This window comes from Plantactinospora sp. DSM 117369, assembly GCF_053764795.1.
In genome coordinates this window covers 8897184-8923584 of record NZ_CM132446.1, presented here as the reverse complement: position 1 = coordinate 8923584, position 26401 = coordinate 8897184, and the positions used below count along the sequence as shown (strand labels likewise).

Annotated in this window: 22 protein-coding genes; 12 read left to right on the top strand and 10 right to left on the bottom strand. The window is 72.4% G+C overall.

The features are described 5' to 3' along the window. From ACSMXO_RS38175 to ACSMXO_RS38155, 5 genes are all read right to left on the bottom strand, one after another. Nucleotides 1–1266, bottom strand: a complete 1266-nt coding sequence (locus ACSMXO_RS38175) for a sugar ABC transporter permease (RefSeq protein WP_455415710.1) — start codon at nucleotides 1264–1266, stop codon at nucleotides 1–3. Beyond that, nucleotides 1263–2093, bottom strand: a complete 831-nt coding sequence (locus tag ACSMXO_RS38170) for an ATP-binding cassette domain-containing protein (protein ID WP_346258242.1) — start codon at nucleotides 2091–2093, stop codon at nucleotides 1263–1265. The genes ACSMXO_RS38175 and ACSMXO_RS38170 overlap by 4 nt, the downstream gene beginning before the upstream one ends. Before the next feature lie 167 nt (nucleotides 2094–2260). Then, the gene (locus tag ACSMXO_RS38165) at nucleotides 2261–3352 is read right to left on the bottom strand and encodes a sugar ABC transporter substrate-binding protein (RefSeq protein WP_455415709.1); all 1092 of its coding nucleotides are present in this window, start codon (nucleotides 3350–3352) and stop codon (nucleotides 2261–2263) included. 358 nt (nucleotides 3353–3710) lie between these two features. Further along, nucleotides 3711–4190: a Cys-tRNA(Pro) deacylase gene (gene ybaK, locus ACSMXO_RS38160; RefSeq protein WP_455415708.1), complete on the bottom strand. Its 480-nt coding sequence runs from the start codon at nucleotides 4188–4190 to the stop codon at nucleotides 3711–3713. Between the two features lie 10 nt (nucleotides 4191–4200). Next, nucleotides 4201–5424, bottom strand: coding sequence for a THUMP-like domain-containing protein (locus ACSMXO_RS38155; protein WP_455415707.1), 1224 nt, complete (start codon nucleotides 5422–5424; stop codon nucleotides 4201–4203). A 249-nt stretch (nucleotides 5425–5673) separates the two neighbouring features. Between ACSMXO_RS38155 and groES the strand changes: the two genes are divergently transcribed. The 3 genes from groES to ACSMXO_RS38140 all read left to right on the top strand — a co-directional run bounded on the left by groES (nucleotide 5674) and on the right by ACSMXO_RS38140 (nucleotide 9546). Next, nucleotides 5674–5988, top strand: coding sequence for a co-chaperone GroES (groES, locus tag ACSMXO_RS38150; RefSeq protein WP_199187625.1), 315 nt, complete (start codon nucleotides 5674–5676; stop codon nucleotides 5986–5988). Nucleotides 5989–6068: 80 nt separating this feature from the next. After that, on the top strand, nucleotides 6069–7715 hold the full coding sequence (gene groL / locus ACSMXO_RS38145; RefSeq protein WP_346258238.1) for a chaperonin GroEL: 1647 nt from the start codon (nucleotides 6069–6071) through the stop codon (nucleotides 7713–7715). A 202-nt stretch (nucleotides 7716–7917) separates the two neighbouring features. Continuing rightward, the gene (locus ACSMXO_RS38140) at nucleotides 7918–9546 is read left to right on the top strand and encodes a molybdopterin-dependent oxidoreductase (RefSeq protein WP_455415706.1); all 1629 of its coding nucleotides are present in this window, start codon (nucleotides 7918–7920) and stop codon (nucleotides 9544–9546) included. A gap of 54 nt (nucleotides 9547–9600) precedes the next feature. Here ACSMXO_RS38140 and ACSMXO_RS38135 read toward each other — a convergent pair whose 3' ends face one another. After that, the gene (locus ACSMXO_RS38135) at nucleotides 9601–9981 is read right to left on the bottom strand and encodes a WhiB family transcriptional regulator (RefSeq protein ID WP_455415705.1); all 381 of its coding nucleotides are present in this window, start codon (nucleotides 9979–9981) and stop codon (nucleotides 9601–9603) included. Nucleotides 9982–10235: 254 nt separating this feature from the next. Between ACSMXO_RS38135 and ACSMXO_RS38130 the strand changes: the two genes are divergently transcribed. Beyond that, nucleotides 10236–11291, top strand: coding sequence for a helix-turn-helix domain-containing protein (locus ACSMXO_RS38130; protein WP_455415704.1), 1056 nt, complete (start codon nucleotides 10236–10238; stop codon nucleotides 11289–11291). Between the two features lie 68 nt (nucleotides 11292–11359). Here the strand turns inward: ACSMXO_RS38130 and ACSMXO_RS38125 are convergent, their stop codons facing one another. After that, nucleotides 11360–11779 carry a DUF5319 domain-containing protein gene (locus ACSMXO_RS38125; protein WP_346258234.1) on the bottom strand — a complete coding sequence of 140 codons (420 nt, stop codon included), beginning with the start codon at nucleotides 11777–11779 and terminating at the stop codon, nucleotides 11360–11362. Between the two features lie 277 nt (nucleotides 11780–12056). Between ACSMXO_RS38125 and guaB the strand changes: the two genes are divergently transcribed. The 3 genes from guaB to ACSMXO_RS38110 are packed head-to-tail and all read left to right on the top strand — an operon-like array spanning nucleotide 12057 to nucleotide 16223. Continuing rightward, on the top strand, nucleotides 12057–13619 hold the full coding sequence (guaB, locus tag ACSMXO_RS38120) for an IMP dehydrogenase (protein ID WP_455415703.1): 1563 nt from the start codon (nucleotides 12057–12059) through the stop codon (nucleotides 13617–13619). 48 nt (nucleotides 13620–13667) lie between these two features. Continuing rightward, complete coding sequence (locus ACSMXO_RS38115) at nucleotides 13668–14786, top strand: GuaB3 family IMP dehydrogenase-related protein (RefSeq protein WP_346258233.1); 1119 nt, start codon at nucleotides 13668–13670, stop codon at nucleotides 14784–14786. Nucleotides 14787–14810: 24 nt separating this feature from the next. After that, nucleotides 14811–16223 carry a M1 family metallopeptidase gene (locus ACSMXO_RS38110; RefSeq protein ID WP_455415702.1) on the top strand — a complete coding sequence of 471 codons (1413 nt, stop codon included), beginning with the start codon at nucleotides 14811–14813 and terminating at the stop codon, nucleotides 16221–16223. A gap of 65 nt (nucleotides 16224–16288) precedes the next feature. Here ACSMXO_RS38110 and ACSMXO_RS38105 read toward each other — a convergent pair whose 3' ends face one another. After that, on the bottom strand, nucleotides 16289–17233 hold the full coding sequence (locus tag ACSMXO_RS38105; protein WP_455415701.1) for a hypothetical protein: 945 nt from the start codon (nucleotides 17231–17233) through the stop codon (nucleotides 16289–16291). A gap of 171 nt (nucleotides 17234–17404) precedes the next feature. Continuing rightward, nucleotides 17405–18499, bottom strand: a complete 1095-nt coding sequence (locus ACSMXO_RS38100; protein ID WP_455419405.1) for an LCP family protein — start codon at nucleotides 18497–18499, stop codon at nucleotides 17405–17407. A gap of 247 nt (nucleotides 18500–18746) precedes the next feature. Here ACSMXO_RS38100 and ACSMXO_RS38095 point away from each other — a divergent pair, with 247 nt between their 5' ends. Next, complete coding sequence (locus ACSMXO_RS38095; RefSeq protein WP_455415700.1) at nucleotides 18747–20549, top strand: FAD-dependent oxidoreductase; 1803 nt, start codon at nucleotides 18747–18749, stop codon at nucleotides 20547–20549. 189 nt (nucleotides 20550–20738) lie between these two features. Next, entirely contained in the window at nucleotides 20739–22292 is a 1554-nt protein-coding gene (guaA, locus tag ACSMXO_RS38090) for a glutamine-hydrolyzing GMP synthase (protein WP_455415699.1), read from the top strand. A 7-nt stretch (nucleotides 22293–22299) separates the two neighbouring features. Here the strand turns inward: guaA and ACSMXO_RS38085 are convergent, their stop codons facing one another. After that, nucleotides 22300–22722 carry a PspC domain-containing protein gene (locus ACSMXO_RS38085; RefSeq protein WP_455415698.1) on the bottom strand — a complete coding sequence of 141 codons (423 nt, stop codon included), beginning with the start codon at nucleotides 22720–22722 and terminating at the stop codon, nucleotides 22300–22302. Nucleotides 22723–22888: 166 nt separating this feature from the next. On the opposite strand from ACSMXO_RS38085, the gene ACSMXO_RS38080 reads away from it, so the two are divergent. The 3 genes from ACSMXO_RS38080 (at nucleotide 22889) to ACSMXO_RS38070 (ending at nucleotide 26241) form a co-directional block, all read left to right on the top strand. Beyond that, the gene (locus tag ACSMXO_RS38080) at nucleotides 22889–23836 is read left to right on the top strand and encodes an NUDIX domain-containing protein (RefSeq protein WP_346258226.1); all 948 of its coding nucleotides are present in this window, start codon (nucleotides 22889–22891) and stop codon (nucleotides 23834–23836) included. Between the two features lie 155 nt (nucleotides 23837–23991). Beyond that, nucleotides 23992–24900 (top strand): NUDIX hydrolase, encoded by a 909-nt coding sequence (locus ACSMXO_RS38075; RefSeq protein ID WP_455415697.1) that lies wholly within the window; start codon nucleotides 23992–23994, stop codon nucleotides 24898–24900. A gap of 405 nt (nucleotides 24901–25305) precedes the next feature. Next, entirely contained in the window at nucleotides 25306–26241 is a 936-nt protein-coding gene (locus ACSMXO_RS38070; protein ID WP_455419404.1) for a CDP-alcohol phosphatidyltransferase family protein, read from the top strand. The last annotated feature ends 160 nt before the right edge of the window (nucleotides 26242–26401 follow it).

Below are 26401 nucleotides of genomic sequence, written 5' to 3'. Positions count from 1 at the left end.
CTATCGATTACCGGTCGCGGCGGCCCGGCGTCGGGAGAGTGCGTCCACACTGGCCGCCAGCAGCAGCACCAGGCCGGTCACCACGAAGGTGAAGCCGGAACTGCGGCCGAGCAGCCCCATCCCGTTGTCGATGACCGCGATCACCGCGCCGCCGAGCACCGCGTCCACGATCCGGCCCTTGCCGCCGAAGAGGCTGGTGCCGCCGATCACCGCCGCGCCGACCGCGTAGAGCAGGACCTTACTGCCCCCGGTGTTGGCGTCGACCGAGGTGGCCCGGCTGGCCGCCACGATCCCGCCGATCGCCGCCATCGTCGAGCAGATCACGAAGACCGAGATCCGGATCCGGTCCACGTCGATGCCGGCCCGCCGCGCCGCCTCCCGGTTGCCGCCGACCGCGTAGACGTGCCGGCCGTACGCGGTGCGTTGCAGTACGAAGGTGAGCACGACCAGCAGGATCACGATGATCGGCACCACGATCGGTACGCCCTTGAGCGAGACGAGCACGTTGCGGCTGCGCTCCAGGTTCAGCAGGTACACGGCGGTGCCGGCGATCGCCGCCAGCGAGCCGATCCGGATCAATACCACGGCGAGCGGCGCGGTGACCAGGCCGAGCGCGCTGCGGTTGCGGTGCCGCAGCAGTTGTACGACCGCGTAGCCGGCGACGCCGAGCAGGGTCAGCGCCCAGCCGAGCCACGGCGGCATGTTCCGGTTGGCGATCGCCACCAGCACGTCGTCCCGGATCGAGACGTTGGTGCCACCCTTGATCAGCAGCAGCACGATGCCCTGGAAGGCGAGGAACGCGGCCAGGGTGACCACGAAGGACGGAATGCCGACCTTGGCCACCAGGAAGCCGATGACCAGCCCGATCACCACTCCGGTGACGAGTGCGGCGGCGACCGCGACGTACCAGGGATAGCCCTGCAGGGTGACCAACTGGGCGAGTACCGCGGCGCAGACCCCGCTGGCGAAGCCGGCGGAGAGGTCGATCTCGCCGAGCAGCAGGACGAAGACCAGCCCCATCGCGATCAGCATCACCGCCGCGCCCTGGGTGAACAGGTTGGCGAAGTTCCCCTCGGTCATGAAGTTGGGGCGCAGCGCGGCGAAGACGGCGCAGAGCACGATCAGGCCGAGTACCGCCGGCAGCGCGCCCATGTCGCCGCCGCGTACCCGGGCCAGATAGTCCCGGACGTGGCTGCCGACCGTGGGCGCCGGCGCGGCCGGCACCTCGACCGGCGGCACCACGGTGGTGGGAGGGGCGGGGCTCATCTGTCGGCTCCTGCGCTCGTGGTCTCGGTGCTGGGTGGGGTGTCGTGTTTGCCGTTGCCGTTGCCGTTCTCGCCGGTCAGCCCGAGGCCGCCGCTGCGCCCGGCGGTGATCAGCTCGACCACCTGGGCGTGCGTGACGTCGCTGGTCCGCAGCTGCGCCACCATCTGGCCGAGGTAGAGCATGGCGATCTGGTCGGAGACGGCGAAGACGTCGTTCATGTTGTGCGAGATGAGCACCACGGCGAGGCCGTTGTCGGCCAGCCGGCGGACCAGTTCGAGCACCTGGGCGGTCTGCGCCACGCCGAGCGCGGCGGTCGGCTCGTCGAGGATGACGAGTCGGCTGTTCCAGAGCACGGCCTTGGCGATCGCCACGGTCTGCCGCTGCCCGCCGGAGAGGCTGGAGACGTGCTGTCGCAGCGACTTCACGGTCCGGACGGAGAGCCCGGCCAGGGTCTCGGCGGCCATCTGTTCCATGGTCGGCTCGTCCAGGACGAGGCCGCGGCGCTTCTCCCGGCCGAGGAACATGTTCTGCACGATGTCGAGGTTGTCGCAGAGCGCGAGGTCCTGGTAGACGACCTCGATGCCGAGGGTGGCGGCGTCCCGGGGGTTGTGGATGTGCACCGGTCGGCCCTCGAAGAGGATCTCGCCGCCGTCGGCCGAGTAGATGCCGGCGACGCACTTGACGAGGGTGGACTTGCCGGCGCCGTTGTCGCCGACGAGCGCGGTCACCTCGCCGGGATTGACCGAGAGGTTGACGTCGCGGAGGACCTGGACGGGACCGAAGCTCTTGTCGATCCCGCGCAGTTCCAGCAGGGGTGTCGCGGACACGGGTTGGTCTCCTTTACGCGGGTGTCCGGTGGCGGGTACCGATCGCGGGGTGTCCGATCACGGGTCCGGTCCAGTCTCTCTGGTGGCGAGCACGCCGCCCGGTACGGATGGTTCCGTACCGGGCGGCGTCTCGGCGGGGCCGGTCGAGCCCGATGCCGTGCTCCAGGTCAGCTAATGCCGGCCTCGGTGCAGGCGGCGGCGAAGGCACCGGTGCAGAGCTCTTCCTTGCTGACGTAGCCGTCGGTGACGACGTCCTTCACGTTCTCCTTGTAGATGGCCTTCGGCTCCAGCAGCACCGCCGGCACGTCCCGGTTGCCCTCCGGGTCCCGCACCGTGGTGGGCGCGGCCTTCTTCTCGCCCTTGGCCAGCGCGATCGCCAGCTCCGCAGCCGCGTCGGCCTCCTTCTTGACCGCCTTGTAGACGGTCATGCACTGGTCACCGGCGAGGATGTTCTGCAGGCCCTGCACGGTGGCGTCCTGGCCGGTCACCGGGACCTTGCCGTTGAGCTTGTTCCGCTTCAGCACGGAGATGACCGCGTTGCCCAGCCCGTCGTTCGCGGCCAGCACGCCGTCGATCTTGCCGTTCTGCTGGGTCATCATCTGCTCGAAGATGGTGCCGGCCTGGGCGTTGTCCCAGGCGGGCACCCACTGGTCCGGGCCCTTGACGTACTCGCCGGAGTCGTACTTGGGCTTGAGTACGCCGTCGTAGCCGTTCTTGAACAGCGTGGCGTTGTTGTCGGTCTCCGAGCCGTTCAGTTCGGCGATGACCGGCTTCTGGGCGCCCTTGTCGGTCAGGCACTTGACCAGACCCTCGCCCTGGAGCTTGCCGACGCCCTCGTTGTCGAAGCTGACGTAGTACTCGGCCGAGCCGCCCAGGGTCAGCCGGTCGTAGTCGATGGTGAGCACGCCCTGCGTCTTGGCCGTGTCCAGCACCGCCTTGCCGGTGCCGGAGTCCAGGTTGACGATCATCAGGACGTTGACGCCCTCGGTCATCATCTGGTCGGCGATGGTCTGGAACTGTGCCTTGTCGCCCTGGGCGTTCTGGATGGTGTGCTTGACGCCGGCGGCCTTGAACGCCGCTTCCAGGTACTTGCGGTCCGCGGTCTCCCAGCGGACCGAGGAGGCGCTGTCCGGGAGGATGACGCCGATCATCGGCACGGCGGCGTTGCCACCTTCGCCGCCGGAATCGTCGCCGCAGGCGGCGAGGCCGCCCGTGGCCAGCAGGCCCACGGCAGCGATGGTGAGGATCCCTCTGCGCATTGCACGGGTCCTTTCGGGGTGGGTGTGGTGTCTCGGGTCGGAGCGGTGGTACGCCCGAGCGGGTCGCCGTGCTGCCCGGTGGCCTCCCCCCGTTGGGCTGCCTCGCCAGCGGCTCCGCCGGTCGCGCTCCGGCAGAGTCTCTGGTGGGCCGTGGCGACCGCCCGCCTCACTTTTGTTGTGTCCGGCAACGTATTGCGCGAGGGTTCTTCGGGGCAAGGTCGCCGAGGCCACGAGTTTGTTGTTGCGGATAACAATTCGGCAACGTGACGGACATCCCGGCATTGGCCAGCGGCGATACGCCGGAATTGATCGTTCGTGGCGCCTGGCGTCCCGGGCACCCGGCGCGGCCCGGCCGGGATCAGGGCGCGGCGACCGGTGCGATGGTGGCGGAGGTGAGCCGGATCAGGTCGGCCGGGGCGAGTTCGAGTTCCAGCCCGCGGCGGCCCGCCGAGACGTAGATGGTGGGGAAGCGCTCGGCCGAGGCGTCGACCACGGTACGCAGCGCCTTGCGCTGACCCAGCGGGCTGATCCCGCCCCGGACGTAGCCGGTGGTCCGCTCGGCCAGCGCCCGGTCGGCCAGCGACGCCCGCTTGCCGCCGACCGCCGTCGCCAGCGTCTTGAGGTCGAGTTCGCCGGTGACCGGTACCACCGCCACGGTTAGCACCCCGTCGACGCTGGCGACCAGCGACTTGAAGACCCGCTCCGGCGGTACGCCCAGCGCCGCCGCCACCTCGGCGCCGTAGTTCGGGGTGTCCGGCGCGACGTCGTACGGGTGCAGGGTGTGCGGGACCCGCTGCCGTGCCAGCAGCGCGGTCGCCGGGGTGCCCCTGCCCGCCACGATCCGCACCCTACCCGGTCGGGGCGGCCGGTTCCGGGGCCGGCACCGGACGGCAGAGCAGCACCGTGGGGGCGTCGGCGATCCGGGTCAGCACCAGGCTGATCGGCTCGCTGCCGGCCAGCCGCAGGTCGCGGCGGAGCCGCTCCGGTTCCAGCGCGGAACCCCGCTTCAGGATCTCCGCCCGCCCGACGTCGAGGTCCCGCAGCCGGGCGCGCAGCCGCTTCAGCGAGAACGGCAGCGACTCGACCACCTCCAGGCACCGGGCGTACGGGGTGGGGCGGGCGGCGTCGGCGTAGACGTACGCGATCTCGGGGTCGGCGAGCGTGCCGCCGACCGTACCGGCGAACTCGGCGACCAGGTGCGCGCGGACCACCGCCGGGTCCGGGTCGTAGAGGTAGCGCCGGACCGGGCCGACCGGGGCCCGCCGGGTGCCGTCGCCGGTCAGTTCGTGCACCGCCGTTCCGGCCAGCAGGGTGGCCCGGCGGGGCGCGGCGGCGAGCGGGCCGGACCAGACGGTCGCCTCGACCAGGTCGCCGCCGACGCTGACCCACTCGCCCTCGGCACCCGCCGGCAGCAGCCGGTGGTCGATCCCGGGTGCGACCTTGAAGACCGTCCGGGGGACCCGGCCGGCCAGGCCGAGCAGGAAGTCCCAGGGTGGGGAGTAGGCGGCCGGGTCGAAGATCCGCCGGCCGGTACCGGCCGTCCGCCGCGCCGGATCGCAGAACACCGCGTCGACCGGCTCGTCGATGGCGGTGAGGTCGAACCGGGTCGCGTCGCCGAGAGTCACGGTGAATCGGTCGGCCACCCCGGCCGCCCCGGCGTTCGCGGCGGCCATCGCCGCGGTGACCGGGTCGGCCTCCACGCCGTACACCCGGATGCCGGCCCGGGCGGCGGCGAGCGCGTCGGCGCCGAGGCCGCAGCCGAGATCGACCAGGGTGCGTACCCCGGCGGCGCGCAGCCGGGCGGCCCGGCGCGCCGCGACCCCGGGCCGGGTGGCCTGTTCCAGCCCGGTCCGGGTGAAGAACATCCCGGCCGCCTCCGGGCCGAATTTGGCGGTCGCCCGGCGCCGCAGCTCGGCCTGGGTCAGCGCGGCGGCGGCCAGTCCGGCCGGCACCCCGGCCGAGCGCAGCGCGGCCGCCGCGGCCAGCGGGTCGCCGCCGGCCAGCTCGGCGGCCCTGGCCAGCGCGGTTTCCCCCGCTGGGGTACGCAGCGCGGCGAGCTGCTCGGAGTCCACCGGAGCATTGTGCCGGCCAGGGTCTCCGACAGGCGTGTCGGGTTGGCACTCTCCTTGACGGAGTGCTAGCCGTCGGCATAACCTGCGGTTAGCACTCTCAAACCGAGGGTGCCAGCTTTCGGGCCGTTGTCCGGGAGCTGAACGCCAGGCGGACCGGCACCCGCGACGACGGACCCGCCCGGTGGCATGTGGCAGATTGACGCTGGTCGGCTCGCCGGCCGGTACAGAAACCAAGTACCCCAGGAGGGTATGCCCGTGACTACCGCGACCAAGGTTGCGATCAAGCCGCTCGAGGACCGGATCCTGGTCCAGGCGAACGAGGCTGAGACGACCACGGCGTCGGGCATCGTGATCCCCGACACCGCCAAGGAGAAGCCGCAGGAGGGCACCGTCCTCGCTGTCGGCCCCGGCCGTTTCGACGACGACGGCAACCGGATCCCGGTTGACGTCAAGGTCGGCGACACGGTCATCTACTCGAAGTACGGCGGCACCGAGGTCAAGTACGCCGGCGAGGAGTACCTGGTGCTCTCCGCCCGCGACGTCCTCGCCGTCATCGAGAAGTGATCTGACTGATCCACTGACGCTGCCCCGGACCGGCCCCGCCGGGCCGGGGCAGCGCTGCGTGAAGGGACCCTGTTAACACAATGGCGAAGATTCTGAGCTTCTCGGATGACGCCCGGCACCTGCTGGAGCACGGTGTCAACACGCTCGCGGACACGGTCAAGGTCACTCTCGGCCCGCGTGGGCGCAACGTCGTCCTGGACAAGAAGTTCGGTGCCCCGACGATCACCAACGACGGCGTGACCATCGCCAAGGAGATCGAGCTCACCAACCCGTACGAGAACCTCGGCGCGCAGCTGGTCAAGGAGGTGGCGACCAAGACCAACGACGTCGCCGGCGACGGGACCACCACCGCCACCGTGCTGGCCCAGGCGATGGTCCGGGAGGGCCTGCGCAACGTGGCCGCCGGCGCCGGGCCCGCCGCACTCAAGCGCGGTATCGACCTGGCGGCCGAGAAGATCTCCTCGGCGCTGCTGGAGAAGGCCGTCGAGGTGGGCAGCCGGGAGTCGATCGCGCACGTGGCGACCATCTCGGCCCAGGACGCCACCATCGGCGACCTGATCGCCGAGGCGATGGAGAAGGTCGGCCGGGACGGTGTGATCACCGTCGAGGAGGGCTCGACCCTGGCCACCGAGCTGGAGGTCACCGAGGGCCTCCAGTTCGACAAGGGCTTCATCTCGCCGAACTTCGTCACCGACACCGAGGCGCAGGAGGCGGTGCTCGACGAGCCGTACATCCTGATCACCACCCAGAAGATCTCCGCGATCGAGGAGCTGCTGCCGCTGCTGGAGAAGGTCCTCCAGACCGCGAAGCCGCTGCTGATCATCGCCGAGGACGTGGAGGGGCAGGCGCTCTCCACCCTGGTGGTCAACGCGATCCGCAAGACCGTCAAGGTCTGCGCGGTGAAGGCGCCCGGCTTCGGCGACCGGCGCAAGGCGATGCTCCAGGACATGGCGATCCTGACCGGTGGCGAGGTGGTCGCCCCCGAGCTGGGCTACAAGCTCGACTCGGTCGGCCTGGAGGTGCTCGGCACCGCCCGCCGGGTCGTGGTCGACAAGGACAACACCACCGTGATCGACGGTCGGGGCCGGGACAACGACGTCGCCGAGCGGATCACCCAGATCCGCAAGGAGATCGAGGCGTCCGACTCCGACTGGGACCGCGAGAAGCTCCAGGAGCGGCTGGCCAAGCTCTCCGGCGGCATCGCGGTGATCAAGGCCGGTGCGGCGACCGAGGTCGAGATGAAGGAGCGCAAGCACCGCATCGAGGACGCCATCGCCGCGACCAAGGCCGCGGTCGAGGAGGGCACCGTACCGGGCGGCGGCGCCGCGCTGGTGCAGATCCTCTCGGCGCTCGACGGCGACCTGGGCCTGACCGGTGACGAGAAGGTGGGCGTCTCGATCGTCCGCAAGGCGCTGGTCGAGCCGCTGCGGTGGATCGCCCAGAACGCCGGCCACGACGGCTACGTGGTGGTGCAGAAGGTCGCCGAGCAGGGCTGGGGCAACGGCCTCGACGCCGCCACCGGCGAGTACAAGGACCTGGCCAAGGCCGGCATCATCGACCCGGTGAAGGTGACCCGCAACGCGGTCACCAACGCGGCGTCGATCGCCGGGCTGCTGCTGACCACCGAGAGCCTGGTCGTGGAGAAGCCGGAGAAGGCCGAGCCGGCCGCCGCCGGCGGGCACGGCCACGGTCACGGGCACGGCCACCAGCACGGTCCGGGCTTCTGACCGGTCCGGGCCCGGATCGCGCTGATCCGTACCCCGGTCGCGACACCGAGATCCGCGTGAGCGGTCCGGCGTGGGAGTCTCCACGTCCGGCGCCCCGCTCACGCGGATCTTCGTTTCCGCGCCGGAGCGGGCCCGCCGGCATCGGGATTACGAACCTCTGACGTGCCTTTCCCGTTCGGGCCCGGCCGGCAACACTGGGCGGATGAGGGCGATCCCGGATCTGGACGGTAACGGACCGGCACCGACCGTCCCGGCCCGGCGCGGCGGCCTGCCGCGCCGGGCCGGTGCGCTGGCCGGGTTGGCCGCCGCGGCCGTCGCGGTCGGGGCGGCCGAGGCGGTGGCGGTGCTCACCGGGGCGCGCTCCGCGCCGCTGGTCGCGGTCGGCGGCGTGGTGGTGGACCTGGCGCCCGCACCGCTCAAGCGGTTCGCCGTCGACGTCTTCTACGTGTACGACAAGATCGCACTCCTGGTCGGCACCGCCGTACTGCTGGCCGGGTTCGCCGCCCTGGTCGGGCTGGTCGCGGTGCGCTCGCTGCCCCTCGGGTACGCCGGGATCGCCCTCTTCGGCGCGGTCGGCGTACTGGCGGCGCTGACCCGCCCCGGGGCCGGTCCGGTCGCCGTGCTGCCCTCGCTGGTCGGCGCCGTACTCGCGGCCGGCGTGCTCCGGCTCTTCGTCGCCGGCCCGCTCGGCCGAGCCCTGGCCACGCCGGTCGGGGCGACCGGACCGGCCGGTGTGGCGCCCTCCGCTGCCGCGTACCCGGACGAGTACGCCCGGCGCCGGTTCCTCACCGGGGTCGGGCTCGCGGTCGGCGCGGCGGCGGTCGGCGGCTTCGGCGGCCGCTGGCTGTCGACCCGGCGGGGTGTCTCGGCCGCCCGCGCGGCGATCGAGCTGCCGCTCCCGGCCAGCCCGGCGGCGCCGGTGCCGGCGAATGCCGAGCTGGCGGTGCCGGGGCTGTCGTCGTACGTCACGCCGAACCGGGACTTCTACCGGATCGACACCGCACTGGTGGTGCCACGGGTGGACCCGGAGGGATGGCAGTTGCGGATTCACGGCCGGGTGCGCAACCCCGTCACACTCAGCTATGCCGATCTGCTCGCCCGGCCGATGATCGAACGGCACATCACCCTGGCCTGCGTCTCCAACGAGGTCGGCGGCGACCTGATCGGCAACGCCCGCTGGCTCGGCGTACCGCTCGGGCCGCTGCTCGCCGAGGCGGGGCCGCTGCCCGGGGCGGACCAGGTGGTGGCCCGCTCCACGGACGGCTGGACCTGCGGCAGCCCGACCGAGGTGCTCACCGACGGCCGGGACGCGATGCTGGCCGTCGGGATGAACGGCGAACCGCTGCCGATCGCGCACGGCTTCCCGGTCCGGGTGGTGGTGCCCGGCCTGTACGGCTACGTCTCCGCCTGCAAGTGGCTGGTGGAGCTGGAGCTGACCAGTTTCGCCGACTTCGACGCGTACTGGGTGCCCCGGGGCTGGTCGGCGCGGGGGCCGATCAAGACCCAGTCACGGATCGACACCCCACGGGCGGGCCGGGCGGTGCCGGCCGGCCCGGTCACCGTCGCCGGGGTGGCCTGGGCGCAGCACGTCGGGGTCCGGCAGGTGGAGGTACGCGTCGACGACGGCGACTGGCAGCCGGCGACCCTGGCCGGATCGGTCTCGACCGACACCTGGACGCAGTGGTCCTGGCGGTGGACCGCCACCCCCGGCGAACACGTCCTCCAGGTGCGCGCGACCGACGCCACCGGGGCGGTGCAGACCGGCCAGTCCCGCCCGGTCGAGCCGGACGGTGCCACCGGCTGGCACACCGTCACGGTCACCGTGACCTGACCCCGGTGCGCCGACCACCGGCCCGGACCCCGGCCGGGCCGGTCGGGCGGGGAGTCAGGCCGACCGCTGGGCCGGTACCGTCGACCGGAAGGGCCGGCCGAGCCGGGCCTCCAGCCGGGCGACGTCCACCCGGCTCTGCCGACGGTCGGCGAGATCCTCCCAGCCGACGGCGAGCAGCCGGAGCCGCTCGGACTCGCTGAAGCCACCCCACACCCCGTACGGCTCGCGTACCGCTAGCGCGTGGGCGGCGCACTCGGCGCGGACCGGGCAGGCCAGGCAGACCGCCTTGGCGTTGGCCTCCCGGCGGTTGCGGGACGAGCCGCGCTCGCCTTCCGGGTGGAAGAACTGGGCGCTGTCCCGGCCCCGGCAGGCGCCAAGCCGCTGCCACTCCCACAGATCGACGATGGGTCCAGGCAGCCTGCGTACGTTCGACATCAGCACCCTCCTTCCGCGCGGCACCGCGATGACCTGCTCGGGTCGGGATCCGGGCGGCGGGCCGCGCAGGCGCACCGATCCGACCACCGGTCCCGGTACCCCGGGCGCGGACGGCTCACACGTACTTGATCGCGAACTTCTCGCCCCGAACCCGATCCGTGGGGCGAATCGTCCAAAAAGTTTGTGGTTCATCCGTGGAAACTCATCATGATCACTCACCGGCGTGGTCTCCTCGTTGCGGAGAGGAGAGCATCGTGCGCACCGTTCTTGTCTGCGTCCGGACCCCGCTCGCGGCCCAGAACGTCGCGGCGGCGGCAGCCCGGCTCGGGTTGGCCGCCGCGGTCCGTACCGCGGTGTCCGACCCCGAGGCCATGCTCCGGCTCGCCGAGCGGCCGGCGGACGTGGTGCTCGCGGACACCGCGCTCACCCGCCCGGACAGCGTCGGCTTCACCCGGCGGGTACTGGCCCGGTCGCCCGGAGCGGCGATCCTGCTGCTCGGTGCCGAGGACCCGGGGGTCGCCGCGGCGACCATCGCGGCCGGCGCCCGTGGGCTGATCCAGGGCGGCGACCACGACCTGGTGAGCGTGGTGGCGAAGGCGCTGCTGCTGCTCGGCGGCCGGCCCGGTCGGGGCGGTGCCGCGCTGGCCGGCGGCGCGCTGGCCGGCGGTGGTCAGGCGGGTGGCCCGGCCGGTGCCGGCCGGACAGGTGGCCCCGGCGACGCGAGCGGCCAGCCGGCGGCGGGCCAGCGGCTCGGCAGCGTGGTGCGCGCGCCGACCGGACCCGGCCGGGACGGTCCGGGCGGGGACGCACCGGGCGCGGGTCGTCCGCCGGGGGACGAGTCGGCGGTACGCCGGCGGGACGACCCGGAATCGCCCAGCAGCGCCGGCGAGACGACCGGAGAACAGCCGACCGGGCCGGCGATGGTACCGGCACAGCGTGGGGACGACCCGAACGCCCCGGCCGACCCGGCCACGCCGGCCGGTACCGCACCGGGGCACCCGGCGTACCCGTCGGAGAAGGCCGGCCCGGACGGGCCCGGCCCCGGCGCGCCGGGCCAGGAGTCGCGCGGTGCCGACGGCCCGGGCGGAGCCCGACGCTCGGCTCCGGCCCGCCGACCGGTGCTGACCGAGCGCGAGATGCAGGTGCTGGTCGGAATGGCGGACGGGAAGAGCAACGCGGAGATCGGCCGGGAACTCTTCGTCTCCGAGGACACCGTCAAGACCCACGCCCGGCGGCTGTTCCGCAAGCTCGGGGCCCGGGACCGGGCGCACGCCGTGGCGGCCGGGTTCCGGGCCGGCCTGGTCGCCTGACCGGTCGCCGGCCGCGGCCCGATGACCTCCGTGACCGGATCGACCTCCGTGACCGGATCGTCCCCCGCTCAGCGCGGGGCCTCGGCCTCGCCCTCGTTCTCGTCGGCGGTCTCGGTCAGGGTGTCGTGCACCCCGTCGGCGTAGCCGCGGGCGTACTCCCAGGTGACGTAGTGGTCCGGGTCGGGGTCGTAGGCCGGCTCGTGCACCCGGGGGCGGCCGGAGTTGAGCAGGTGCCGCAGGTTGCCCCGGAGCAGGTCCCAGTCGAAGTAGTGCGGTTCCCGGCAGTCCTCACACTCGATCACGAGGCCGCGTACCCCGACCGGACCCAGCAGCGCCTGGTAGATCTCCAGATCGGCGAGGTCCTCCAGCACGTCCTGCCGCTCGACCTCGCTGAGCGGGTCGAGTTCGGTCTCCTCACCCGGGTCGTCAAGGCCGGCGGAGGGATCGGCGGGGTCACCGTTGAACGGGTCGATCGGCTCCTCGTGCACCCCTCCACCGTAGTCCCAACACCGCCCGGCGTGGTCACCCGTTGTGGCCTGTACCGCCGCCGTACCCGCGCCCGCGACGCCCGCCCCGCCGGATGGGTACGATGAACCATCGCGCCGTACCCGGGGCGAGCCCCGACACCGCCCTGCCGCCGGGCAGCCTGTCCGACCAGCTCAGCGCCGACCGACCCGCGTCGGCGAGGATCGCAGCCGCGTCGGCGGTGATCGTCATCGACCGTCAACCAGAGCACCCGTCAACCACAGCAGCAGGGGACACATCGTGGAGAACCGACCCACCAACGACCTTCCGCTGGCCACCGACGCCGACCAGCTCGCCGGGCACCTGCCCGAACTGCCGGCCGGTTCGGCCCGGGTGGTGCCGCTCGGGTTGACCTTCGACGACGTGCTCCTGCAGCCCGGCGAGTCCGAGATCATCCCGAGCCGGGTGAACACCATCACCCGACTCAGCCGCAACGTCGAGCTCGCCATCCCGCTGGTCTCCAGCCCGATGGACACGGTGACCGAGGCCCGGATGGCGATCGCGATGGCCCGGCAGGGCGGCATCGGGGTGCTGCACCGCAACCTCTCGATCGAGGACCAGGCGCTCCAGGTCGATCTGGTGAAGCGCTCCGAGGCCGGCATGGTCACCAACCCGGTCACCTGCGGGCCGGACGACACCCTGCGGGACGTCGACGCGCTCTGCGGGCGCTACCGGATCTCCGGCGTCCCGGTGGTCGACGCCCAGGGCACGCTGGTCGGCATCGTGACCAACCGCGACATGCGGTTCGTCACCGACGGGGGCACCCCGGTACGCCAGATCATGACCCCGATGCCGCTGATCACCGCGCAGGTCGGGGTCACCAAGGAGGAGGCGCTCGACCTGCTGCGCCGGCACAAGGTCGAGAAGTTGCCGATCGTCGACCCGGACGGGCGGCTGCGCGGCCTGATCACCGTCAAGGACTTCGCCAAGAGCGAGCAGTACCCGCTCGCCACCAAGGACGACGCCGGCCGGCTGCGGGTCGCCGCCGCGGTGGGCGTCGGCGAGGACGCGTACAAGCGGGCCCGGGCCCTGGTCGAGGCCGGGGTGGACGTGCTGATCGTGGACACCGCGCACGGGCACCAGCGGGCCGTGCTCGACATGGTCGGCCGGCTCAAGAAGGACACCACCGTCGACGTGATCGGCGGCAACGTGGCGACCTACGCGGGGGCGAAGGCGCTGGTCGAGGCGGGTGCCGACGCGGTCAAGGTCGGGGTCGGCCCGGGCGCCATCTGCACCACCCGGATCGTCGCCGGGGTCGGCGTACCGCAGATCACCGCGATCATGGAGGCGGCCCGGGCCGCCCGTCCGGCCGGGGTGCCGGTGATCGCCGACGGCGGCATCCAATACTCCGGCGACATCGCCAAGGCGCTGGTGGCCGGCGGCGACACCGTGATGCTCGGCAGCCTGCTCGCCGGCTCCGAGGAGAGCCCGGGCGAGCTGATGTTCATCAACGGCAAGCAGTTCAAGGCGTACCGGGGGATGGGGTCGCTGGGCGCGATGCAGTCGCGTGGGCAGGCCCGGTCGTACTCCAAGGACCGCTACTTCCAGGACGACGTGGCCAGCGAGGAGAAGCTGGTGCCGGAGGGCGTCGAGGGCCAGGTGCCCTACCGCGGCCCGCTGGCCCGGGTCGCCCACCAGCTCGTCGGCGGACTGCGGCTGGCGATGGGCTACGTCGGCGCGGAGACCATCCCCGAGCTGCACCGCCGGGGCCAGCTCATCCGGATCACCGCCGCCGGGTTGAAGGAGAGCCACCCGCACGACATCCAGATGACGGTCGAGGCACCGAACTACCACACCCGCTGACGGTCACCGCCTCCCCGCCACCACCCCCTTTCTACTCTGGAGTGACCCATGCGTGACGTGGTCGAGATCGGGCTGGGCAAGACCGCACAGCGCGGCTACCACCTGGACGACATCGCGATCGTGCCGAGCCGGCGTACCCGGGACGTGGACGACGTCTCGACCGCCTGGCAGCTCGACGCGTACCAGTTCGGGATCCCCTGCGTCGGGCACCCGTCGGACGCCACCATGAGCCCGGAGTCGGCGGTCACGCTGGGCCGGCTCGGCGGGCTCGGGGTGCTCAACGTCGAGGGGCTGTGGACCCGCTACGAGGACCCGGCCAAGGTCCTGGAGGAGCTGTCCCGGCTGGAGGAGGGCTCCGCGGCCACCCGCCGGCTCCAGGAGGTGTACGCCGAGCCGATCCGCCCCGAGCTGATCGCCGAGCGGGTCCGGCAGATGCGCGAGGGCGGCGGTACGGTCGCCGTCCGGGTCTCCCCGCAGCACACCCTGGCACTCGCCCCGGTGATCCTGGACGCCGGAGTGGACATCCTGGTCATCCAGGGCACCATCGTCTCGGCCGAGCACGTCTCCACCACCGACGAGCCGTTGAACCTCAAGGAGTTCATCGCCGACCTCGACCTGCCGGTCGTCGCCGGTGGCTGCACCGACTACAAGACGGCGCTGCACCTGATGCGGACCGGGGCGGCCGGGGTGATCGTCGGGCTCGGCGGCGACGAGTGGTCGACCACCGAATCGGTGCTCGGCATCCGGGTGCCGATGGCCACCGCGATCGCCGACGCGGCGGCGGCCCGCCGGGACTACCTCGACGAGACCGGCGGCCGGTACGTGCACCTGATCGCCGACGGCGACCTGCAGACCTCCGGCGACATCGCCAAGGCGCTCGGCTGCGGCGCCGACGCGGTGATGCTCGGCGAGCCGCTGTCGCTCTGCGCCGAGGCGCCGGCCGGCGGCGCCTGGTGGCACCCGGCGGCCAGCCACCCGAAGCTGCCGCGCGGCGCCTACGGGGTGGCCGACGAGCCGCTCGGCTCGATGGAGAAGCTGCTCTACGGGCCGTCGGACGACCCGGAGGGCCAGCTCAACCTGTTCGGCGGGCTGCGCCGGGCAATGGCCAAGTGCGGCTACCGGGACCTGAAGGAGTTCCAGAAGGTCGGGCTCGTCCTCGACCGGTAGCCGGCACCGTCAGCCGGAGGCGTGATGATCAGGGTGGGGCGGCCGGTGCTGGCCGGCGTACTGGTGGTGCTGCTGGTGGTGCTCTCGCCCGGCGGCTGCACCGGTGGCCGGGACGAGCAGGCCGGGGGGTTCCGGCCCGGGGCGCCCGGGGTGGGCGACCCGTACTTCCCGACCTACGGCAACGGCGGCTACGACGTCGCCAGCTACCGCCTCCAGGTCAGGTACGACCCGGCGACCGACGAGCTGACCGGTGACGCCACCATCGAGGCGACGGCCACCCAGGACCTGTCCCGGTTCAACCTCGACCTGGCCGGGCTGACCGTCTCGTCGGTACAGGTCGACGGCGTCGACGCCACGCACGCCCGGAGCGAGGACGAGCTGGTGGTCACCCCGGCCACCGGCCTCGGCAAGGGCCGGCGGTTCGGGGTACGGGTGCGCTACTCCGGCAAGCCGGCCCCGGTCACCACCCCGGACCTGGGCAGTGGCGGGATGCTGCACACCTCGGACGGTGCGGTCGCGCTCGGCCAGCCGGAGTCGGCGAGCACCTGGTTCCCGGTCAACGACCACCCGCTGGACAAGGCGACCTACCAGATCGAGGCGACCGTGCCGGAGGGGCTGGCGGCGCTGAGCAACGGGACCCCGGGCGGCAGCAGCACCGACGCCGGCTGGACCACCTGGCGCTGGGCGGAGCGGGCCCCGATGGCCAGTTACCTGGTCACGCTGGTGATCGGGAAATACCGGGTCAGCACCGGTACGCACGCCGGCAAGCCACTGGTCACCGCGATCGCGGCGAGCCTGCCGGCGGGCGGGCCGGCGGAGCGGTCGCTGGCCCGTACCGGTGAGATCGCCGACTTCCTGGCCACCCGGTTCGGCCCGTACCCGTTCGAGGCGTACGGCGGGATCGCGCTCGCCGACAGCCGGATCGGGTACGCCCTGGAGACCCAGTCCCGCCCGGTGTACGGCCCGGCGTTCTTCACCGAGGGACCGAACCTGGAGGTGGTGGCGCACGAATTGGCCCACCAGTGGTTCGGGGACAGCGTCTCGATCCGGCGCTGGAGCGACCTCTGGCTCAACGAGGGCTTCGCCAGCTACGCCGAGTGGCTCTGGAGCGAGCACGACGGCGGGCCGAGCGCGCAGACCATGTTCGAGCGGGAGTACGCCATCACCGACTGGGCGGAGCCGGCACTGGATCCGGGTCGCTCGGGAATCTTCAGCCGGGCGGTCTACAAGCGCGGTGCGCTGGCCGTGCACGCGCTGCGGCGTACGGTCGGCGACGAGACGTTCTTCCGGATCCTGACGACCTGGACGGCGGAGAAGCGGGACGGCAACGCCAGCACCGCCGACCTGGTCGCGCACGCCGAGCGGGTCTCCGGGAGGCCGTTGCGCCCACTCTTCGACGCCTGGCTCTCCGGCACCACGGCGCCGCCCATGCCCTGAGCGGCCGACAGTGACTCGCTGTGGCTCGATCGCCGAGCCACAGCGAGTCGCCACAGCCGCGTGCGCTAGGCCGCGACGTAGCCGTTGAACACGTGGACCCCGTCGAAGGAACCGCTCGAGTTCGCCCGGTTCGTGTTGAAGTACAGCTTGCCGTCGCTGATTCCTACGCCTTCGATCTCGAACAGGGTCGAGTATGCCGAGGACGTGATACGGAAGGAGAGGTCGGTGGCCGCGGGCGCGGTCCCGGTCGTCGTCGGCGACACGTTCCGGTAGACGAGTACGATGCTGCGGTTTTCCTTGGTCAGCGGGTAGTAGAGAACCTTCTTGGGCGCGTCGTAGAAGAACCCCTGGTTGGTGAAGGTCCCCAGGTCCGGCACCACGGCACCGTTGACGAGGGCGCCCTCGACCTGCAGGTTGAACGCCTTCGTCAGGTTGATGGTCCCGGAGGAGGCGCGCAGCGGGAGACTGCCGTTGTAGATCGTCCTGCCACTCTTGAACATGAACGTGATCGTGGTGCTGGTGACCGAGACTCGATTGATCCCGGACGGCGTTGCCACGGCTCCGTCGAGTCGTAGCTGGTACGACCCGGCGTGGTAGTAGGTGGTGCCCTCGTAGCGGAGTCTCACGAGCTGCGCACCACTCGCGTTCATGGTGACGACGAACAGGTGGTGCTGCCCGTCGATGTCGACGATCGTCATGTCGTTCCCGTGCCCGAGCCAGGGGTTGGTCGACGTGTTGTTCGTGCCGTTCGTCATCAGCACTCGCGCACCGGTGGTCTTGTGGACACGGTAGATGACGGAGACGTCGTCGTAATTGGTGCGGTTCTTGATCGAGTAGAGGTAGGTGGATCCGGCGGCGAAACCCTGTGCTCCGGTGCAGCAGCTCGTGTTGGGCGTGCTGGCGATGTCGGTGTACGTGTTGTAATACGCAGCTTGAGCCGCGTTTCCAGACAGGACCAGGAAACTGAGAACCATCGCGACCAGAACCGTCAGCCGTCTAGCGAATCGCACACTGTCCTCCCCGAATTTTGACGACCTCGGGCCCGGTGCCTCGGAGGTCGCCGGGTGAGGCTATGGCGCGACGGTAGGGTGGTCAAGGCGACGACGAGACCGACGGACGTGCCCCGAAACGCTGTCCATGCCGCCGCAGCAGGGCCAGCGAAGCGGTTGCGCCCGGGATGGTCAAGTCTTGATCACGAGCTTCGGGTTGGCCGCCAGGTAGGCATCGGCCCGGCCGGCACGTAGTTCGGCGATGAACTTCCGGCCCACCGAGCTGAGCTGTTCGCCCCGGTAGCCGCTGCCCCGGCCCACCCCGCTGCCCGGCAGCGCCACCAGGGTCATCGTCGCGGGGCGGAGCCGGCTCAGCGCGTACCCGAAGTCGACGATGTCGGAGCCGCTGCCGCTGACGAAGGTCAGCGCGTCGCCAAGCGAGCCGACCACCTGGCGTATCCGGTCGGGGTCCCGGGCCAGGTCCTGGCTGAGGATCTTCACCAGCATCGCCTTGATGAGCTGCTGCTGGTGCCGCTGCCGGGTGTACGCGCCACCGGCCGTGTAGCGCTGCCGGGCGTAGTCCAGCGCCTGCCAGCCGGTCAGCGTCCGGCGGCCCTTCTCGTAGACCATCTGCGGCCCGACGTAGCCGCCGCCGCGCAGCGCGCGATGGGTGCCGTCCGGTTCCCGGTGCTGCGAGACCACCCGCTGGTCGACGTAGAGCTGCACCCCGCCGAGGGCGTCGACCAGGTTGTCGAAGCCGCCGAAGGTGAGTACCGCACCCGCGTCGAACCGCTTGATCCCGGTGTAGGCGCTCACCGTCGCCGAGAGCAGTTGGAAGCCCTGCGCGGTACTCGGGCGCTTGTTCCGGCCGGGTACCCGGCTGCCGTAGCTCATCGCGTGGGTCAGCTTGGTGCGTTCGCCAGGGAAGTTCGCCTTGGGAAAGCGGGGGATGTCGACCACCAGGTCGCGGGGGAGCGCGAACAGGTAGGCCCGGTCGAGATCCTTCGTGACGTGCAGGATCAGCACCGCGTCGGCGTGCGGCTCCCAGTCCGGTTTGCTGACCCGGGTGTCGACGCCGACCAGCAGCAGGTTGAGCGGTCCCCTGATGTCGGCACCGGGCTCCGGGGTCGGACTCGGGGTGGGCGACGGTGCCGCGGTGGTCGGCGCCGGGGTGCTGGGCCGGGCCGCCGGAGCCGGGTCGGAGCCGCTACCCCAGAAGCGGTTGGCCGCGTACGCCGTACCGGCCAGCAGCACCGCCACCGCGACGATCGCGGCGAGCCAGACGATCCGCCGCCGCTTCGGCCCGCCGCCGTCGCCAGGTGCCGGCCCGCCACCGTTTCCGGGTACGCCGCCAGCGTTTACCCCGTGATCTGCCACGCGTCCACTTCCCCTCGGCCGTGCGGTCTGCCAGGACCGGCCGTTACTTCAGACGCATCGTCGGCCTGCCGACGTTGCACCGCCGGAAGCGCGGCAGCAGGAATCTTGGCGCAGTTCCACCCTGGTGCGGTAGCTACCGCTCGGTAATGATGCTCAGATGGGGCAAACCACCGGCACCAATCCCACCGCCGGCACCGACTCGCCCGTCGATCCCACCCCCGGCTCCGCCCCAGACGTCGACGTCGTCGTCATCGGTTCCGGCTTCGGCGGGAGTGTGGCGGCGCTGCGCCTGGTGGAGAAGGGCTACTCGGTCCTCGTCGTGGAGGCGGGGCGCCGCTTCGCCGACCACGAGTTGCCGGAGACCTCCTGGCGGATCCGCCGGTTCCTCTGGGCACCCGCGCTGGGCTGCTACGGCATCCAACGGATCACCCTGCTCCGCTCCGCCGGCCGTCGCGCATCGGGGGCACGCAGCGGCGGCACGGCCCCGGCGAAGGTACTGGTGCTCTCCGGCGCCGGCGTCGGCGGCGGCTCCCTGGTCTACGCCAACACGCTCTACGAGCCGCTGCCCGCGTTCTACTCCGATCCACAGTGGCGGGACGTCACCGACTGGCGTGCGGAACTCGCCCCCCACTACGACCAGGCGAAACGGATGCTCGGCGTCACGACGTACCCGAAGGAGACCTCGGCGGACCGGGTGATGCGGGCGGTGGCCGACCGGATGGGGGTCGGGCACACCTTCCATGCCACCCCGGTCGGGGTCTACCTGGGCCGGCCGGGGGAGCGCGCCGCCGACCCCTACTTCGGCGGGGTCGGGCCGGAGCGGACCGGCTGCCTGCACTGCGGCGCCTGCATGACCGGCTGCCGGCACGGCGCCAAGAACAGCCTGGTCAAGAACTACCTCTGGCTGGCCGAGCGGCTCGGCGCCGAGGTCCGCCCGCTGACCACGGTGACCGCGGTCCGGCCGGCGCCGTCGGGCACCGGCTACGAGATCGAGACGGTACGCACCGGAGCCTGGCCGGTCCGGCACCGCCAACGGATCCGGGCCGGCCAGGTGGTCTTCGCGGCCGGCGCGTTGCAGACCCAGCGCCTGCTGCACCGGATGCGCGCCACCGGGGCGCTGCCGCACCTCTCGCCCCGGCTCGGCGCGCTGACCCGGACCAACTCGGAGGCGATCCTCGGCGCCACCGTGCCGCTGCGGGCGGCCCGGCGTGACGGCGTCGACTTCACCGACGGCGTGGCGATCACCAGCTCCTTCCACCCCGACCCGGCGACCCACGTCGAGCCGGTCCGGTACGGCCACGGTGCCAACCTGATGGGACTGCTCCAGTCGGCCCTGGTCGACGGCGGCCCGCGCCGCATCCGGCGCTGGCTCGGCATCCTGGCCCGGCGACCGCAGACCTACCTGCCGCTGCTCTCGGTCCGGGACTGGTCCCGGCGCACCGTGATCGCACTGGTCATGCAGTCGCTCGACAACTCGCTGACCGTGCACTACCACCGCGGCCGGCTCGGCCGGCGACGGCTGGGCACCGCCGCCGGCCACGGTGCCGGCAACCCCACCTGGATCCCGGCCGGCAACCGGGCCGCCCGGCTGCTCGCCGAGCAGATCGGCGGGGTCCCCGGCGGGTCGGTGACCGAGCCGTTCGACATGCCGGTCACCGCGCACCTGCTCGGCGGGGCGGTGATCGGGGCCACCGCCGCCGACGGGGTGGTCGACCCGTACCACCGGGTCTTCGGGCATCCGGGGCTGCACGTGGTGGACGGGGCGGCGGTCTCGGCCAACCTCGGGGTGAACCCGTCACTGACCATCGCGGCCCAGGCGGAACGGGCGATCTCGTACTGGCCCAACCGGGGTGACCCGGACCCCCGGCCCGCGCTCGGCACGGCGTACATCCGGATCCCGCCGGTCCCGCCGCGCCACCCGGCGGTTCCGCCGGACGCCCCGGCCGCGCTCCGCTGGTGATCGTCTGGGTCGGCGTCCGTCGTGCGCGGGGTGGGGGTCGGGGGCGGATCACCCGCTCTGGGCGGTCAGGCTCGATCCCGACGCGGGCGATCCGACCCCGACCTGGTCGCTCTGGTCGGCAGGTCGCGCTGGTCGGCCGAGGGCGGCGGGTTTCCGGGTCGGGGCCGGCGCTGGGTAGGCTCCGTACACATGAACACGCCGCGCCCGGTCCTGGTGGTGGACTTCGGAGCCCAGTACGCCCAGCTCATCGCCCGCCGCGTCCGGGAGGCCCGGGTCTACTCGGAGATCGTCCCGCACTCGATGCCGGTGGCCGAGATGCTGGCCAGGGATCCGGCCGCGATCATCCTCTCCGGCGGCCCGGCCAGCGTCTACGCGCCCGGCGCTCCCCAGGTCGACCCGAAGCTCTTCGACACCGGCGTGCCGGTCTTCGGCATCTGCTACGGCTTCCAGGCGATGGCCCGGGCCCTCGGCGGCACGGTGGCGCACACCGGCGGCCGGGAGTACGGCGGCACCGCCCTGCGGGCCCGGCCCGACGCGACCGTCCTGCTCCGGGACCTTCCGGCCGAGTTGTCCGTCTGGATGAGCCACGGTGACTGTGTGACGGAGGCGCCGGCTGGGTTCACCGTGACCGCCGAGTCCCCCGGGGCACCGGTGGCGGCCTTCGAGGATCTCGCCGGTCGCCGGGTCGGTACCCAGTTCCACCCCGAGGTGGGGCACACCGAGCACGGGCAGCGGATGCTGGAGCGCTTCCTCTACGAGGTGGCGGGGATCGAACCGACCTGGACCCCGGAGAACATCATCGAGGACCAGATCGCCGAGATCCGCTCCCGGGTCGGCGACAAGGAGGTCATCTGCGCCCTCTCCGGCGGGGTCGACTCGGCGGTGGCCGCCGCGCTGGTGCACCGGGCCGTCGGCGACCAGCTCACCTGCGTCTTCGTCGACCACGGCCTGCTCCGGGCCGGCGAGGCGGAGCAGGTGGAGAAGGACTACGTCGCGGCCACCGGGATCACGCTCAAGGTGGTCGACGCGGCCGACCGGTTCCTCGGCGCGCTGACCGGGGTGACCGACCCGGAGCAGAAGCGCAAGATCATCGGCCGGGAGTTCATCCGGGTCTTCGAGGCGGCGGCCCGGGAGGTGGCCGCCAGCGGCGACGTCGAGTTCCTGGTGCAGGGCACCCTCTATCCCGACGTGGTGGAGTCCGGGGGCGGCTCAGGCACCGCCAACATCAAGTCGCATCACAACGTCGGCGGTCTGCCGGAGGATCTGAAGTTCGCGCTGGTCGAGCCGCTGCGCACGCTCTTCAAGGACGAGGTACGCCAGCTCGGCCTGGCGCTGGGGCTGCCCGAGGCGATGGTCTGGCGGCACCCGTTCCCCGGCCCGGGGCTGGCGATCCGGATCATCGGGGCGGTGGACCGGCAGCGGCTCGACCTGCTCCGGGCGGCGGATCTGATCGCCCGGGAGGAACTCACCGCCGCCGGCCTCGACCGGGACGTCTGGCAGTTCCCGGTGGTGCTGCTCGCCGACGTACGCAGCGTCGGGGTGCAGGGGGACGGACGCAGTTACGGGCACCCCGTGGTGCTCCGGCCGGTGTCGAGTTCCGACGCCATGACGGCGGACTGGTCCCGCCTGCCGTACGACGTCATCGCCCGGATCTCCACCCGGATCACCAACGAGGTCGCCGAGGTCAACCGGGTGGTGCTCGACGTGACGAGCAAGCCGCCGGGCACCATCGAGTGGGAGTGACCCCGGTTCACGCCGGATAGCGCGGGTTCGGCGGAGTGTCGCCGAACACCTCGGTCGGCCCGTCCACGCCGGTCGGTGCGGAGGGAGCGGCCGGGGCGGCGGGCGGACCAGCCGGAGCGGCGGGGGTGGCGGTCGGCACGGTGGGCGTCCGGCCAGGCCAGTTCGGCGGCCAGACCGGGCCGGTGCCCGGCGGGTGCGGCCAGGCAGGTGCGTCGGCCGGCTCCTCCGGCATCAGGAACCAGAGCACCGGGTACGCCAGCAGGCCGAGCCCGCCGGTGAAGACCGCGATCGCGGCGAAGACCACCCGGACCAGGGTCGGGTCGACGTTGAAGTACCGGCCGAGTCCGCTGGCCACGCCGGCGATCATCCGGTCGGTGGTCGGCCGACGGAGCTGCTTGTACGGAGGCTGGGTGAGCGGTATCTGCGTCATGGTTCCACGGTCCGCCGGGACGGCCGCCGCGTCCTCGGTGACCGCCCGGATAGCGACCCTGACCCTCCCCTGACCGGTGCCCCTGCCGTGCCGCTGGGCGAGCGAACTGTCAGGAATCCGACTCTTTTTGTGGCCCGGTCGGACGGTCAAGGGAGAATTTGGTCCTGTGACCCCCGCGCTGGAACCGATCCGCAAGATCGCCGCGTACGCGATTTGCACCGATTCAACCGACCGCGTGCTCCTGGTCCGGGCCTCCTCCCGGTCCGGAACGCCCGGTGTCTGGTCGCTGCCCGGCGGTGCCGTCGACCACGGCGAGGACCCGAACCACACGGTGGTACGCGAGACCGCCGCCGAGACCGGCCTCTCCGTCTCCGTTGTCGGCCTACGGGACGTCCTGGCCGACATGCGATCGCTGCCGCACCGTGGCGTCACGATCCACACCGACCGCCTGCTCTACCAGGTCTCCGTGCGCGGTGGCACGCTCTGCGACCGGGTCGGCCAGCCGACCGACCTGGCCCGCTGGCACACCCTGGAAGAGGCGGAGAAGCTGCTGCTGCGGCCGTTCACCGCGCGTGCCCTCGGCCTGCCCAGCGGTCCGATCGACCTGCGGCCGGAGGAGGCGCCGGAGTTTCCGTCCTTCCACGCCGTACCCGGGCCGGACGGGCTGCACCGGGCCCAGCGCTTCGCGGCGTACGCGGTGGCCACCGATCCGGACGGCCGGGTGCTGCTGACCCGGGTCGCCGACGGCTATCCCGGGGCGGGCTGCTGGCACCTGCCCGGCGGCGGCACCGACTACGGCGAGCAGCCGGGTGCGGCACTGATCCGGGAACTGGTCGAGGAGACCGGGCAGTGCGGCCGGCTGGTCGAGCTGATCGGGGTGGCGAGCCACCGGGACGCCGCCTCGCTCGGCCCCGAGGGCTATCCGATCGACTGGCACGGGGTACGCGCCTTCTACCGGGTGGTCGTCGACTCGCCCGCCCCGCCAACCGTCGGTGACGTCGGCGGCTCCACCTCGGAGGCCCGCTGGTTCGGCCGGGACGAGTTGGAGGCGCTGCCGGTGGACCGGCTGACCGAGGTAACCGCCGAGGCTGTCCAGGCGGCCCGGCTGGGCTGACCGCCGCCCGATTCCCGACCCGCCTGCGGCCGCCCGATTCTCGACCTGCCCGTGCGCCGGCCGCTGTCCCGACCGGCACTCGATTCCCGACCCGCCCGGGCCGGCGGCCTTCCCGACCGGCATGATCGGTGCGGCGCGGGCGAAGGGGGACGGCGGTGCGACGGCGACGGCGGATCGGGGCGTACGGGCTGTGTCGGGACGGCGAGCGGGTGCTGCTCGCCCGGGGGTCCGCGACCTCACGCTTCCCCGGCGTCTGGCAACTACCCGGCGGCGGCGTCGCGCACGGGGAGCATCCGAGGGCGGCGGTGCACCGCGAGTTCGTCGAGGAGACCGGGCTGACCGTCGCGGTGACCGGGCTGCGGGTGGTGCTCGCCGACGTGATCCGGCTGGCCGGCGTCGACGGGCCGGTGGCCGAGCACACCGACCGGATCGTCTACGACGTCGTACCGGCCGGTGGCACGCTGCGTGCCGAGGTGGGCGGCGGCACCGACCAGGTCGCCTGGGTCGCCCCGGACGACCTGGCCGGGCTGGTCCTGATGCCGTTCACCGCCGAGCTGCTCGGCCGCCCGGCCGACCCGCTGCCCGAGGGCGCCGGACCCGCGCCGGACGCCGTCGTGCGCCCGGCATCGGTCGACCGGTTTCAGCGTTTCGCGGCGTACGGGCTGGCCACCGATCCCGCTGGCCGGATCCTGTTGACCCGGATCGCGACCGGGTTCCCCGGCGCCGGCCGGTGGCACCTGCCCGGCGGCGGTACCGACCACGGCGAGCAGCCGGTCAGCGCGCTGCTGCGGGAGCTGGTCGAGGAGACCGGACAGCTTGGCCGGGTGACCGGGCTGCTGCACGTGTCGCACCGGCACAACACCGCCGAGTTCGGCCCGGAGGGCCGGCCGCTGGACTGGCACGGAGTCCGGGTGATCTACCGGGTCGAGGTCGAGGCGCCCACCGAGGCACGGGTGACCGAGGCGGCGGGCGGCTCGACCGAGACCGCCGGCTGGTTCTCCCGGGCCGAGGTGGCGGAGCTGCCGCGTACCGAGGTGGTGGACGCGGCGTTGTCCCTGATGTAGGGCGGGCTGCCGGCGCAGGGCCGTCGATCGGTTGGTCGGCCGGGCCGGGCAGGCGAGAATCTCTGCCGAAACGATGGTTGTGACTGGTTCGGCTAGAGTTGCAGGCGGGCCGACAGCGTGCCGCACCGGGGATAGCGTCCCGGATGGGGAGGTCTGAGTGCCTCGGGTGGTTTGGGGGAAATATCCCTCAGGCAACTATCGCCAATCCATGCCGTCTGTGCGATGGTGTAGGCCGCAATTGGTTGCCGGCCAAGGAGTCCCGGCGCCCGATGGCGCTAGGGCGGGTGCCGCCACGGTGGCGGACAAAGTTGATCCGGTGATGGAGGAAACGTGCCGAGAGCCCCATGGCGTCGGCGTCGTACGTCGGACAGCCCGCGCCCGGCAGGGCGTCGCTGGGCGGGGCGGCTGCGCCGCAGCGGCGCGTTCGCCCGGCAGGTGTTGCTGGTCCGGGTGGGACGCCGGGATCAGGACCTGGACGACGCCAGTTCCAGCGCCCTCGTGCTCCCCGACCACCTCTACACCGAGGACTCCACCCCGCTCGACCCGTACGGCGTCGGCCGGCTGACCGCCGCCGAGATCGAGGCGGCCGTCCCGGTGAGTCCGGCCGTCGGCCCGGCCGGCCCGGTCGACGCGCACGGGTCGGCGATGGCGATCCCGCTGCTGCCCGGCGAACGGACCGTGGCACGCCGGGTCAAGTTCGCCGTGGTCAACGCCTGCACCGTGGCCAGCCTGACCCTCGGGCTGCTCGCCATCTTCCAGGCGATGCAGGGCGACGTGCGGGTTGCGGCGTACTGCCTGATCGCCTGTGTGGCGTTCGACGGCCTCGACGGGGCGCTGGCCCGCAAGATGGGCGTGGCCAGCCCGTTCGGTGCCCAGATGGACTCGCTGGCCGACATGTGCTCGTTCGGCCTGGCCGCCCCGGTGGTGGTCTACGCCTCGCTGGTGGGCTCGGTCTCGACCGCCGCCGCCGGAGTGGCCTGCGCCCTCGTGGCGGCCTGCGCGGCGATCCGGCTCGCCCGGTTCAACGTCTCGCCCAAGGACGGGCGGTTCTTCTGCGGGGTGCCGACCACGATGGCGGCGGCGGTGCTCGCCCTGGCGGTGCTGATCGGGCTGCCGGTCTCCGGCGAGGTGCAGGTGGCCGGCGTGGGGCTGCTCGCCTTCGCCATGGTCTCCAGCTTCCCGTACGCCAAGCTGGCCCGCCTGATCAAGCTGCCGCCGTGGCTGTGGCTGGCCCCGGTGATCGGCGCTCTGATCGACATCCGGCTCACCTTCGCGATCCTGGTGGTCGGCTACCTGGTCAGCGGGCCGCTGCTCTGGTGGCGCCAGCGTCGCACCGCCTGACCCGTAGCGGCCCGGCCGATCCGCCCGGCCGCCGGGAGGTTCGGGCGGCGGCGGAACGCGGAAGTCCTCGGAATACGAACGTGCCGCAGCGTCACGACGGTGACCCTGCGGCACGGCCGTCTTCGGTGACACCGGACTTCGTTCGACGCCTGGCCCGGCC